The 12,310-nt window shown below is 64.2% G+C and carries 10 protein-coding genes; 1 reads left to right on the top strand and 9 read right to left on the bottom strand.

Translation table 11 applies throughout. The features are described from left to right. Positions 1-129: 129 nt before the first annotated feature. Entirely contained in the window at positions 130-2,529 is a 2,400-nt protein-coding gene (gene ppsA, locus C7411_RS07580; RefSeq protein ID WP_110384068.1) for a phosphoenolpyruvate synthase, read from the bottom strand. A gap of 399 nt (positions 2,530-2,928) precedes the next feature. Here ppsA and ppsR point away from each other — a divergent pair, with 399 nt between their 5' ends. Further along, entirely contained in the window at positions 2,929-3,744 is an 816-nt protein-coding gene (gene ppsR, locus C7411_RS07575) for a posphoenolpyruvate synthetase regulatory kinase/phosphorylase PpsR (RefSeq protein ID WP_110384067.1), read from the top strand. 69 nt (positions 3,745-3,813) lie between these two features. On the opposite strand, the gene C7411_RS07570 is transcribed toward ppsR, so the two are convergent. From C7411_RS07570 to bamA, 8 genes are all read right to left on the bottom strand, one after another. Then, entirely contained in the window at positions 3,814-4,599 is a 786-nt protein-coding gene (locus tag C7411_RS07570) for a TrmH family RNA methyltransferase (protein WP_110384066.1), read from the bottom strand. Positions 4,600-4,702: 103 nt separating this feature from the next. Continuing rightward, positions 4,703-5,491 (bottom strand): ribonuclease HII, encoded by a 789-nt coding sequence (gene rnhB / locus C7411_RS07565; protein ID WP_110384065.1) that lies wholly within the window; start codon positions 5,489-5,491, stop codon positions 4,703-4,705. Further along, the gene (gene lpxB, locus C7411_RS07560; protein WP_110384064.1) at positions 5,488-6,657 is read right to left on the bottom strand and encodes a lipid-A-disaccharide synthase; all 1,170 of its coding nucleotides are present in this window, start codon (positions 6,655-6,657) and stop codon (positions 5,488-5,490) included. Before lpxB ends, rnhB begins: the two co-directional genes overlap by 4 nt. 3 nt (positions 6,658-6,660) lie before the next feature. Further along, positions 6,661-7,449 carry an acyl-ACP--UDP-N-acetylglucosamine O-acyltransferase gene (gene lpxA, locus C7411_RS07555; protein ID WP_110384063.1) on the bottom strand — a complete coding sequence of 263 codons (789 nt, stop codon included), beginning with the start codon at positions 7,447-7,449 and terminating at the stop codon, positions 6,661-6,663. 78 nt (positions 7,450-7,527) lie between these two features. Next, positions 7,528-7,992, bottom strand: a complete 465-nt coding sequence (gene fabZ / locus C7411_RS07550) for a 3-hydroxyacyl-ACP dehydratase FabZ (protein WP_028204052.1) — start codon at positions 7,990-7,992, stop codon at positions 7,528-7,530. Between the two features lie 235 nt (positions 7,993-8,227). Further along, entirely contained in the window at positions 8,228-9,301 is a 1,074-nt protein-coding gene (gene lpxD / locus C7411_RS07545; RefSeq protein WP_110384062.1) for a UDP-3-O-(3-hydroxymyristoyl)glucosamine N-acyltransferase, read from the bottom strand. A gap of 72 nt (positions 9,302-9,373) precedes the next feature. Next, the gene (locus tag C7411_RS07540; RefSeq protein ID WP_181431325.1) at positions 9,374-9,919 is read right to left on the bottom strand and encodes an OmpH/Skp family outer membrane protein; all 546 of its coding nucleotides are present in this window, start codon (positions 9,917-9,919) and stop codon (positions 9,374-9,376) included. 71 nt (positions 9,920-9,990) lie between these two features. Continuing rightward, a complete protein-coding gene (gene bamA / locus C7411_RS07535; RefSeq protein ID WP_110384060.1) occupies positions 9,991-12,297 on the bottom strand; it encodes an outer membrane protein assembly factor BamA in 2,307 nt (768 codons plus the stop codon). Positions 12,298-12,310: the final 13 nt, after the last annotated feature.

Genomic DNA, 12,310 nt, shown 5'->3' with positions numbered 1-12,310 from the left:
AGTAAAACACCCCGGATAGACCGGGGTGTTATAGCACGAAGCTGACACTTTTTTCCGCAGCGTGCAACGACGCACGGGAACCTGCATCAAGCTCCGCATGTGCCGAGGATTCGCACCCCGGCACCGCGCTTACTTCGACTGAGACTTCGCCAGCTGCTGCCAGGTTTCCACAACCGAATCCGGGTTCAGCGAGATCGAAGCGATACCTTCTTCCGCGAGCCACTGGGCGAAGTCCGGATGGTCGGACGGGCCTTGACCGCAGATGCCGACGTACTTGTTCAGACGGCGGCAGGTTTCGATCGCGCGCTTGAGCATGAACTTGACGGCCGGATCGCGTTCGTCGAAGTCGACAGCCAGCAGTTCCATGCCCGAGTCCCGGTCGAGGCCGAGCGTGAGCTGCGTGAGGTCGTTCGAGCCGATCGAAAAGCCGTCGAAGTACTGCAGGAACTCTTCGGCGAGAATCGCGTTCGAGGGCACTTCGCACATCATGATCAGCTTGAGGTCGTTCACGCCGCGCTTGAGGCCAAACTTCTCGAGCAGGCCCACCACGCGCTCGGCTTGCTTGAGCGTGCGCACGAACGGCACCATGATCTCGACGTTCGCGAGACCCATCTCTTCACGCACGCGCTTGAGCGCGAGGCACTCCATTTCGAACGCCTGCGCGAAGTCTTCGGCGATGTAGCGCGACGCGCCACGGAAACCCAGCATCGGGTTTTCTTCATCCGGCTCGTAGCGCGAACCGCCGATCAGCTTCTTGTACTCGTTCGACTTGAAGTCGGACAGACGCACGATCACGGGCTTCGGATAGAACGCCGCCGCGATCGTGGCGATGCCTTCCGTGAGCTTGTCGACGTAGAACGCGCGCGGCGATGCGTGGCCGCGTGCAACGCTTTCCACGGCCTTCTTCAGGTCGGCGTCGACGTTCGGGTACTCGAGGATCGCCTTCGGGTGCACGCCGATGTTGTTGTTGATGATGAACTCGAGACGCGCGAGGCCAACACCTGCATTCGGCAGTTGCGAGAAGTCGAACGCGAGTTGCGGATTGCCGACGTTCATCATGATCTTGACCGGAATGGCTGGCAGATCGCCACGCTGGACTTCGCTGACTTCGGTTTCGAGCAGACCGTCGTAGATGCGGCCTTCGTCGCCTTCCGCGCACGAAACCGTCACGAGCGCACCGTCCTTCAGCATGTCGGTGGCGTCGCCGCAGCCCACCACAGCCGGCACGCCCAGCTCACGCGCGATGATCGCCGCGTGGCAGGTACGGCCGCCACGGTTCGTGACGATGGCCGAAGCGCGCTTCATCACCGGCTCCCAGTTCGGGTCGGTCATGTCGGCGACCAGCACGTCGCCCGGCTGCACGCGTTCCATTTCGGACGGATCGTGAATCACCTTCACGCGGCCCGCGCCGATCTTCTGGCCGATTGCGCGGCCCGTTGCGAGCACCTGCGACTGGCCCTTGAGCTTGAAGCGCTGCTCGACCTTGCCCGCTGCCTGGCTCTTCACCGTTTCCGGGCGAGCCTGGAGAATGAAGATCTTGCCGTCGAGGCCGTCCTTGCCCCACTCGATGTCCATCGGACGCTGGTAGTGCTTCTCGATGATGACGGCGTACCTGGCCAGCTCGATCACGTCTTCGTCGGTGATCGAGAAGCGGTTGCGCTGCTCGTGCGAAACGTCGACCGTCTTCACGCGGCCAGGTTCCCCCGGCTGCGTGAATTCCATCTTGATGAGCTTCGAGCCGATCGAGCGGCGGATGATCGGCGCCTTGCCTTGCGCAAGCGTGGTCTTGAAAACGTAGAACTCGTCCGGATTCACCGCGCCCTGCACGACCGTTTCACCGAGGCCGTAGCTCGACGTGATGAAGACGGCGTCCTTGAAGCCCGATTCCGTGTCCAGCGTGAACATCACGCCTGCGGCGCCGCGGTCCGAACGGACCATGCGCTGCACGCCGGCCGACAGCGCGACTTCCGCGTGGGTGAAGCCCTTGTGGACGCGATAGGAAATGGCGCGGTCGTTATAGAGCGACGCGAACACATGCTTGAGGCGATCGAGCACGTCTTCGATGCCGACCACGTTGAGGTAGCTTTCCTGCTGGCCGGCAAACGATGCGTCGGGCAGGTCTTCCGCCGTTGCCGACGAACGCACGGCGAACGACAGCTCAGACGGCGAACCGTTCTGCAACGTCTCGAAACCGGCGCGGATGTCCGCTTCGAGCTTCGGCTGCAGCGGCGCGTCGACGATCCATTGACGGATCTCCTTGCCGGCTTCGGCCAGCGCCTTCACGTCGTCGACGTCGAGCGTCGCCAGACGAGCGGCGATCCGTTCGGTCAGGTTGTTATGTTTCAGGAAATCGCGGAAGGCGAGCGCGGTCGTAGCGAAGCCCGTGGGCACACGCACGCCTGCTTCAGCCAGCTGGCTGATCATTTCGCCGAGCGAGGCGTTCTTGCCGCCCACGATCTCGACATCGGTCATCCGCAACTGCTCGAAAGGCACTACATAAGCCTGATCCTTGGCAACGGTGTTAGTCATACAAGCCCCTAAGTGTGAAAAAAATTCACGATTGCGCAAGTGGGCTCGAACGCGGTCCGCCCATTGGAAGCGGATTCGCGTCTTGCGCAACCTGTTGGAGAAGCAATCGCTCAGGCGCCGAGCGAATTTCCGTTCAATGGAAAAGCACGAAGATGCGCGCGATTACATGGAATTAGGCGAAATCGCTGCAAATTGACACCAGAATGCGCCGCGATAGGCGGCTGTTTGGCGCGGTTGCACTGCAATTGCTTATCCAACAGGTTGCCGCTATTCTACCGTGCCGACTCTGGAAATTGTGCCAGTCGGCGAGAATTGCCCCTCGGTCCCGCCGGACGGGGCTTTCCGGGCGCCCAAGCCTGTCCCGAGCGGCCCTGCAGCTCACGTACCCAGCCTCAACCGATGCCGCCTACCGTATTCATCGTCTCCGACGGTACCGGGATCACTGCCGAAACTTTCGCGCATTCGATCCTGTCGCAGTTCGACCAGAAATTCCGCCTCGTGCGCGTGCCCTTCGTCGATTCGGCCGAAAAGGCCTACTCGACCGCCGAGAAGATCAACGAGGCCGCCGTGCAGGAAGGCCGCCGCCCGATCGTGTTCACGACGCTCGTGGACAGCAACTCCAACGAGATCGTCAAGCGCGCGAATGCGCTCGTGATGGACATGTTCCAAACCTTCGTGGAGCCGCTCGAGCAGGAGCTGGAGCTCAAGTCGAGCCACGCCATGGGCCGCGGCCACCAGAACGCCGACACCGACGAATACAAGAACCGCATCGAGGCGATCAACTTCTCGCTCGCGCACGACGACGGCCAGTCCGACCGCAATCTCGCCGACGCCGACGTGATCCTCGTGGGCGTGTCGCGCAGCGGCAAGACGCCTACGAGCCTGTATCTCGCGATGCAGTACGGCGTGAAGGCCGCAAACTACCCGCTGATTCCCGACGACTTCGAGCGCGCCAAGCTGCCGAATGCGTTGCTGTCGCACCGCTCGAAGATCTTCGGGCTCTCGATCGATCCGCAGCGTCTCACCGAGATCCGCAACGAGCGGCGTCCGGGCAGCAAATACGCCGCCCTGGAAAACTGCCGCTACGAAGTGAACGAAGCCGAGGCGATGATGCGCCGCGAAGGCATCAAGTGGCTCTCGTCGACGCACAAGTCGATCGAGGAAATCGCCACCACGATCCTGCAGGAAATCCGCATCGACAAGCCGTCGTATTGAAACGGTCTGCCTGAAGCTAAAAAGCCCGCGTCACGACGCGGGCTGTTTATTGCGGGCTGCCGGCGAGCGTCAACGCGCGTGCCGCTGCTGCCGGCATTGCTCGAACACGCACACCGCCGCCGCCGCCGCGACGTTGAGCGACTCCATGCCGCCCGGCTGCGGAATTGTCACGCGCAGCGCGGCCGCGTCGCGCCAGACCTGCGAGACCCCCGCTCCTTCGTTGCCGAATACCCACGCGACCTGGCCGGTGAGATCGGCCTCGTCGATCGCCTGCGCACCGTGCGAGTCGGTGATGACGACCGGCACGCCGAGCATCCCGACGAGCGTTTGCGCCTCCACGTTCTCGAACACCTGCAAGAGGAAATGCGCGCCCATTGCCGAGCGCAGTACCTTCGACGACCACACATAGGCCGTGCCCGGCGTGCAGAACACCTTGTCGATGCCGGCCGCCGCCGCGCTGCGCAAAATCGAGCCGACGTTGCCGGCGTCCTGCAATCCGTCGAGCACAAGGCAGGTCGATGCAACGCGCCCGGGCAACTGCGCTTCGGGCATATCGACGAGCAGCAGCAACCCCACGCCGTGCACGACGTTCGAGAGCTGCCCGAAGAGCGCATCGGGCAGCGTGATCACGCGGCGCTCGTCCACGCGGGCGACGATCGCCTGCGCTTCTTCATGCGTGAGCGCGCCTTCGGTCACCACGCAAAATTCGGGTTGCGTGCCGCCATCGAGCCACGCACTCGCGAGGTGGAAGCCTTCGAGCAAGGCCTGATGGCTGCGCCGCTGTTGATGCGTCGAGCCGGCGAGCGCCTTCAGGCGTTTGTAGAGCGGATTGTCGCGCGAGGTAATGGCTTTCACGGGCGGCCCTGGCGTGTCAAATGAGGATCGGGAGAGAGAAAAACGCCGGCGCCGGCACTACGCAAAACGGCGCCGGCTCGATCGAGGCGCCGTCAGCGGCGGCTCATGGGAGCGGCGCGAAGGCGTCGTCTTCTTCGAGGCCGGCGGCGTCGCTGATTACCGTCGCAACACCGGGCAGGACAATGCCATGCAGCGCATAGGCGTCGCGCACGGGCGCAAACGAGCGCCGGTGATGCTCGCACGGACCATGCACGCGCAACGCTTCGAGGTGCTGCGGCGTACCGTAGCCCGAGTGGGCGTCGAAGCCGTAATGCGGATGGCATTGATGCAGATCGACCAGCATGCGGTCACGCGTGACCTTGGCGATGATCGACGCCGCCGATATGCTCGGCACGAGCGCGTCGCCGCCGATCACCGCCTCGCTGCGCACCGGCATCACGGGACAGCGATTGCCGTCGATCTTCGCGAGCGTCGGCACGATGCTCAAGCCTTCGACCGCACGCCGCATCGCCAGCATCGTCGCGTGCAGGATGTTGAGCCTGTCGATTTCCTCGACACTCGCCGACGCGACGCACCACGCGAGCGAGCGTTCGACGATGCGCTCGTAGAGCGCCTCGCGCACCTGCGCCGTCAGTACCTTCGAATCGTTGAGCCCGCGAATCGGCCGGGCCGGATCGAGAATCACGGCCGCCGCCACTACCGGCCCGGCGAGCGGCCCGCGGCCGGCCTCGTCTACGCCGCAGATCACGTCGTCTGGCGACTCGAACAGCAACCCGGCCTGCCGCGCCGCCTTGCGGCGCGCGGCGAGCTTGAGCGCCGCCTGCGACGGCGGCTTTTTGACCGCCGGCGCAGCCGTGCGCCTCGCCGCGCGCTTGATCGTACCCTCGCTCATGCCCGCCCCTTTCGGCCTTCGACGATGCCCGCGACCACCTCGGCCGCGCGCTCCGCGGTGTTCTGACGCAGGGTCAGATGCATCTGCGTGAACACCTCGGTCAGCGTGCGCCGGTTTGCCTCGTCCTGCAACTGCGTGAGCGTCGCGTCGGCAAGCGCCTGCGGCGTCGCGAAGTGCTGCAGGATTTCCGGCACGACGAAGCGGCCCGCGAGAATGTTCGGCAGGCCCACGTAAGGCAGATAGCCCTGGCGGCGCATGATCTGCCCCGTGAGCCAGGGCACCTTGTAGGAGATGACCATCGGCTTTTTGAGCAGCGCCGCTTCGAGCGTGACCGTACCGCTCTTCACGAGGATCGCGTCGGCGGCCGTCATGGCGAGTTGCGACTGGCCGTCGATGAGCGTGAGCGCGAGACCCTGATGCGCGTTCGCAAGTTCCTGCAACTGCGCGTGGATGGCCGGCGTCGCCGCCGGCATCACGAAACGCAGCACCGGCTCGCGCCGCTGCATGATCTGCATCGCGTCGAAGAAAGTCGGGCCGATCAGGTTGATTTCCGAGCGGCGGCTGCCCGGCAGCACCGCGATCACCGGCCCGCTTTCGGGCATGCCCAGCGTGCGGCGCGCGCCGGGCATGTCCGGTTCGAGCGGGATCTCGTCGGCGAGCGGATGGCCCACGTACGATGCCGCCACCCCGGCCTTCTCGAGGAGCGCCGTTTCGAACGGGAACACGCACAGCATGTGATCCACGGCCTTCTGGATCTTCTTGATACGACCGCCGCGCCACGCCCAGATCGACGGGCAGACGAAGTGAATGGTCGGAATGCCAGCGTCGCGCAGCGCGTGCTCGAGGCCGAAGTTGAAGTCTGGCGCATCCACGCCGATGAAGGCGTCAGGCGGCTCGGCCAGCAGTTGATGCTTGAGCTCGCTGCGAATGCGCAGAATCTCGGGAATGTGCCGCAGCGCCTCGACGTAGCCGCGGACCGAGAGCTTTTCCATCGGCCAGTGCGCGTCGAAGCCGGCGGCCGTCATGCGCGGGCCGCCGATTCCGTAGTACTGCGTAGTGTCGGGCAAGCGGGCCTCGAGACCCGCAAGCAACGATGCCGCAAGCAGGTCGCCGGACGGCTCGCCGGCAACCATTGCGAGGCGCAGCGGACGCGTTTGCAGCGCCATCGATCAGCGAATGATGCCGCGTTGCGACTGCTCGACGAAGTCGAGCAGCGCCTTCACGTACACGTCGCCGTCGCCGCCCGCCTGCGCGAGGTCGGCGAGCTGCACCTTCGCCTCTTCGAGCGAGAGCCCGTTCTTGTAGAGCGTGCGATACGCCGAGCGCAGCGCGGAAATCGCGTCAGGCGAAAAGCCGCGACGGCGCAGGCCTTCGACGTTGATGCCGTGCGGCACCGCCTTGTTGCCGGCGGCGATCACGAACGGCGGCACGTCCTGCACGAGCGCCGAGGCTCCCCCGACCATCGAATGCGCGCCAATGCGCACGAACTGGTGCACGCCGGTCATGCCGCCGACAATCGCGTGGTCGTCGACGAACACGTGGCCCGCGAGCTGCGCGTTGCTCGACATGATGACGTTGCTGCCCAGACGGCAGTCGTGGCCCACGTGCACATAGGCCATGATCCAGCAGTCGTCGCCGATGATCGTGACGCCGGTGTCCTGCACCGTGCCCGTGTGCAGCGTCGTGAATTCGCGGATGGTGTTGCGGCTGCCGATCACGAGCTTCGTGGGCTCGCCCTTGTACTTCATGTCCTGCGGACGGCCGCCGATCGACGCGTAGTGGCCGATCGTGTTGTCTTCGCCAATCGTCGTGTGGCCTTCCAGCACGCTATGCGAACCGACCTTCGTGCGCGCACCGATGCTGACGTTCGCGCCGATGACCGCGAACGGCCCGATTTCGACCGATTCGTCGATTTGCGCGCCCGACTCGACGACCGCAGTGGGATGGATCCTGCTCATTCGTCCTCGCTCTCCGATTCTGTTGCCGCGCGCCGGCGCCTCGACGTCAAGGCGCGCTGCGGCATGCGGCGGCGCTTCTTATTGCGCCGCGTCCATTTTCTTGACGGTGCACATGAGTTCCGCCTCGCAGGCCACGGAGCCTTCCACTTCGGCCACCGCCTTGAACTTCCAGATGCCGCGCATGTAGCGCTCGAACGTCACGTTGAGGATGAGCTGGTCGCCCGGCTCGACCACGCGCTTGAAGCGCGCGCCGTCGATGCCCACGAAGTAGTACAGCGTATTCTCGAAGTCCTGCTCTTCTTCCGAGAACGTGAGCAGCGCGGCGGTTTGCGCCAGCGCCTCGAGAATCATCACGCCGGGCATGACCGGACGCTGCGGGAAGTGCCCCGTGAAAAAGGGCTCGTTGACCGTCACGTTCTTCAACGCCTTGATGCTCTTGTGCGGCTCCAGCTCGATGACCCGGTCCACCATCAGGAACGGATAGCGGTGCGGCAGCAGCGTGAGAATCTTGTGGATGTCGAAGTTGAGTTTTTCGATGTTCATGGTGGTTCTGCTCACGCAGGAATTGCGTGTGACTTTCGATTTCGATATTCGAGGCGCCGGACCAAACGCTCGCGCTGACGCGAAGTATGCGCCACGCCCGGGCTCCCGTGCATGCGTATTGCCCCGGGCGGGTAGCCCCGGGCGGGCAGCTCCCGACGAGGCGCTTTACTCGTCCGCGACGCAAAGCGGCGCGCCGCTCCCGCGACACGCCGCCCGCTCCCTCGATACGGCTTTCTTATTCGCCCTGCGGCTTCTGGGCAACCGCCGCCTCCAGCGCCTTGATACGGTCGCGCAGCTTGTCGATGTTACGCAACAGCGCGGCGCTCTTGTTCCAGTCGGCGTGATCGACCGCCGGGAAAGCGCTCGTGTAGATGCCGGCCTTCGGCAACGACTTCGAGACACCCGACTTTGCCGTGACGATCACGTAGTCGCCCAGCGTGACGTGCCCCGCGATACCCACTGCGCCGCCGATCATGCAGTGGCGCCCGATCGTCGTGCTGCCCGCAATGCCTGCGCAGCCCGCGATGACCGTGTACGCCCCGATCTTGCAGTTGTGGCCGATCTGCACGAGGTTATCGATCTTCACGCATGCTTCGATGATCGTATCGGCCATCGCGCCGCGGTCGATCGTGGTGTTCGCGCCGATCTCGACGTCAGGCCCGGTAACCACGCCGCCCACCTGCGGAATCTTGACCCAGCTACCGGTGCGCGCATCGCCCTCGCCCGTGAAATCGGGGGCAAAGCCAAAGCCGTCGGAGCCGATCACGGCGCCCGCATGCACGATATTGCGCACGCCGAGCTTGCAGCCGTGATAGACGCTCACGCCCGGATACAGGTGCGAGCCCTCGCCCACCTGGGTGCCGCGGCCGATGAAGACGTTCGCGTCGAGCCGTACGTTTTCCCCGATCACCGCGCCCGCTTCGACCGTGACGTTCGGGCCGATCACCGCGCTCGCGGCAACCTGCGCCTTTGCGTCGACGTGAGCGCTGGCGTGGATGCCCGGCTGCGCCTTCGGCGCAGCGAGGTCGATATACGCCTGCGCGACACGCGCGAAGTAAGCATACGGATTCGGTGTGACGATGAAGTTGCGCCCCTCGCGCGACGCGAGCTTCTCGAGGTCGCCGGGGCTGATCAGCACCGCGCCCGCGCGGGTCGTCTCGACCTGCGCGAGGTACTTCGGATTGGCGAGGAACGCGAGCTGTTGCGGACCAGCCTGGTCGAGCGGCGCCAGCGATGCGACGCGCTGCGTCGCATCGCCCACCACCTCGCCGCCGAACCGCCCGACGATCTCCTCAAGCGTAAATGCCATGCGCGTGCTGCTCCTGCCTTAGTTGCCTTTAAATGCGTTGCCTTTAAATGCGTTACTTTTAAATGCGTTGCCTTAGTTGCTGCTGCCGCCGGCGCTGTTCGCTGCGAGCGCCTTCAGCACCTGGTCGGTGATGTCGATGCGCGGGCTCACGTACACCGCTTCCTGGACGATCAGGTCGTAATGCTGCTGCTCGGCGATCTGCTTGATCACCTTGTTTGCCCGGTCGAGCACCGCCGCCAGTTCCTCATTGCGGCGCTGGTTCAGGTCTTCGCGGAATTCGCGCTGCTTGCGCTGAAAGTCGCTGTCGAGCGCGGAAAGGTCGCGCTGCTTCTGCGCGCGATCGGCCGGCGACATCGACGGGCCGTTCTTGTCGAGCGAATCGGACATCGACTTCAGGCGCTGCGCCATGTCCTGCAGATCCTTGTCGCGCTTGGCGAACTCGGCTTCGAGCTTGGTCTGCGCGGCCTTCGCGGGAGCGGATTCGCGCAGGATGCGATCTGAGTTCACCGCCGCGATCCTTGCTTCCTGCGCCTGCGCCACGCCCATGCCAAAACCGAGGAGCGCCAGCGACACGGTAATCGCCCCGATCGTCCGTCTGGAAAACATACCCGTTAGCAAAGTCATCCTCTCGTTTCCTGGATTCCGGCGCCGTGCGCTGCGCGCGCAACCAACGCCGGGCAAAACATACGTCAGAATGCCGTCCCGATCTGGAACTGGAACTTCTGGTACTGGTCGCCGGTGTGCTTGGTAACCGGGAAGCCCATGCTCAGCTTGAGCGGGCCGATCGGCGAAATCCACGCGAGACCGAAGCCGTAGCTGTAACGCAGGCCGTTCGCGCCGATGCTGTTGCCTTCCGTGCCCCAGACGTTACCACCATCGACGAACGTGAAGACGCGCAGCGTGCGGTCGTAGCCCGTGCCCGGCAGCGGGAAGGTCAGCTCGATGTTGCCGACCAGCATCTTCGAACCGCCGATCGGGTCGTTCGTCGTCTTGTCGCGCGGACCCAGCGAGCTCGGCTCGTAGCCGCGCACCGACCCGATACCGCCGGCGTAGTAGTTCTTGAAGATCGGATAGGGCTTGCCGCCGAGGCCGTTACCGTAGCCGCCCTGGAAGTTCATGCCCAGCACGAAGCCGCGCGCGAACGAGTAGTAGTACTGCGCCTGAATATCGGCCTTGTAGTACTGCGTACCGCCGACCGGCGTGCCGTACTCGGCATTCGCCTGCGTGAAGTAGCCCTTGCTCGGCACGAGCGCGCTGTCACGCGCGTCGCGCGACCAGCCCACCGTGAGCGGCACGTTGTTCGACACCCGGCCGAACTGGTTCACGTAGTCGATATAGCTCTGCGGCGTGTTCGAGTCGATGTCGAGCGTGTCCTGCTCGAAGCCCGCGCCGAAGTACACCGTGTCGACTTCCGAGAACGGAATGCCGAACTTCAGGTCGCCGCCCATCGTGATGATGCGGAAGCTCGAGTCGGTCGAGTAGTACAGCGGCTGGTACGTGCGGTAGTAGACGTCGGTAATGCGCTTGATGCCGTCCACCGTGAAGTACGGGTCCACCTGCGTGAGGGCCAGCGTGCGGTATGTCTTCGCGGTGTTCACGTTCAGCGAGAGCGAGGTACCCGAACCAAACACGTTGTCCTGCGACACGCCCGCCGACAGCACCACCTTGTCCGTGGACGAGAAGCCCGCACCCAGCGTGATCGCGCCGGTCGGCTTTTCGGCGACCTTCACGTTCACGTCCACCTGGTCGGCCGTGCCTTCTACGGGCACCGTGGTCACGTCGACGTCGGTGAAATAGCCCAGACGGTTGATACGGTCCTTCGAGAGCGCGAGGCGGTTCGAATCGAACCACGAGCTTTCGAGCTGGCGCATTTCGCGGCGCACGACTTCGTCGCGCGTGCGCGTGTTGCCCACCACGTTGATGCGGCGCACGTACACGCGGCGGCTCGGATCGACCTGCAGCGTGAGGTTGACCGTGTGATTCGCCTGATCGATCTGCGGCAGCGCGTTGACGGTTGCGAACGCGTAACCGTACTCGCCGAGCTTGTCGACGATGGCTTTGGTCGTGGCCTGCAGCTTCTCGGCCGAGAAGGTATCGCCCGGCTTGATCTTGATGAGCTTTTTGAGCTCGGCCTCGCGGTCGAGCAGGTTACCCGACAGCTGGATGCCCGACACCTTGTACGGCTCGCCTTCGTGAATACCGATGGTGAGGTACATGTCCTTCTTGTCGGGCGAGATCGAGACCTGCGTCGAGTCGATGTTGAACTCGAGGTAGCCGTGGTTCAGGTAGTACGAGCGCACGTTCTCGAGGTCGCCCGTGAGCTTTTCCTTCGAGTAGAGGTCGTTCTTCGTGTACCACGAGAACCAGTTCGGCGTGGACAGCTGCATCTCCGAGAGGAGCGTGCCGCTGCTGTACGTCTTGTTGCCGATAAAGTTGATCTGGCGGATCTTGGCGCTCGGACCTTCGACCACCGAGAACAGCAGGCCGACGCGATTGCGGTCGATCGGCGTGACCGTGGTCGTGACCTCGGCGGCGTAGAAGCCGCGCGTGAGGTACTGGCGCTTGAGCTCCTGCTCGGCCTTGTCGACGAGCGCCTTGTCGTAGTAGCGGCCTTGCGAGAGACCGACCGCGCGCAGCGCCTTCGTGAGGTTGTCCTTGTCGAATTCCTTGATGCCCGCGAAGTCGATCGTGCCGATGGCCGGGCGCTCCTGCACCTGCACCACCACGACGCCGCCTTCGGCGGCAATCTTCACGTCGTTGAAGAAGCCCGTCGCATACAGTGCGCGGATGGCCTCGGACGCCTTGTCGTCGGTGAACGTGTCGCCCTGCTTGATCGGCAGGTAGGCGAACACCGTGCCCGGCTCGACGCGTTGCAACCCTTCGATGCGGATGTCCTGAACCACGAAAGGCGTCGTTGCTGCGTGGGCAACGAGTCCATGTGCGGCGATCGCCGCGGCCGCAACCGTTTTTGGAACCAAGCGATGAGGTCTAAACAACGTGCTTCCCCAA

Origin of the sequence: Paraburkholderia silvatlantica (genome assembly GCF_003096715.1) — a bacterium.
Classification (GTDB): domain Bacteria; phylum Pseudomonadota; class Gammaproteobacteria; order Burkholderiales; family Burkholderiaceae; genus Paraburkholderia; species Paraburkholderia silvatlantica.
The sequence above is the reverse complement of the archived record's forward strand: the minus strand, read 5'-3'. Positions and strand labels throughout refer to the sequence as shown.

Excerpts from the sequence above, each read along its gene's own strand:
- lpxB (WP_110384064.1), bottom strand. The coding sequence starts at position 6,657 with ATGGCGCTGCAAACGCGTCCGCTGCGCCTCGCAATGGTTGCCGGCGAG.
- rnhB (WP_110384065.1), bottom strand. The coding sequence starts at position 5,491 with ATGAGCGAGGGTACGATCAAGCGCGCGGCGAGGCGCACGGCTGCGCCG.
- lpxA (WP_110384063.1), bottom strand. The coding sequence starts at position 7,449 with ATGAGCAGGATCCATCCCACTGCGGTCGTCGAGTCGGGCGCGCAAATC.
- fabZ (WP_028204052.1), bottom strand. The coding sequence starts at position 7,992 with ATGAACATCGAAAAACTCAACTTCGACATCCACAAGATTCTCACGCTG.
- ppsR (WP_110384067.1), top strand. The coding sequence starts at position 2,929 with ATGCCGCCTACCGTATTCATCGTCTCCGACGGTACCGGGATCACTGCC.
- lpxD (WP_110384062.1), bottom strand. The coding sequence starts at position 9,301 with ATGGCATTTACGCTTGAGGAGATCGTCGGGCGGTTCGGCGGCGAGGTG.
- ppsA (WP_110384068.1), bottom strand. The coding sequence starts at position 2,529 with ATGACTAACACCGTTGCCAAGGATCAGGCTTATGTAGTGCCTTTCGAG.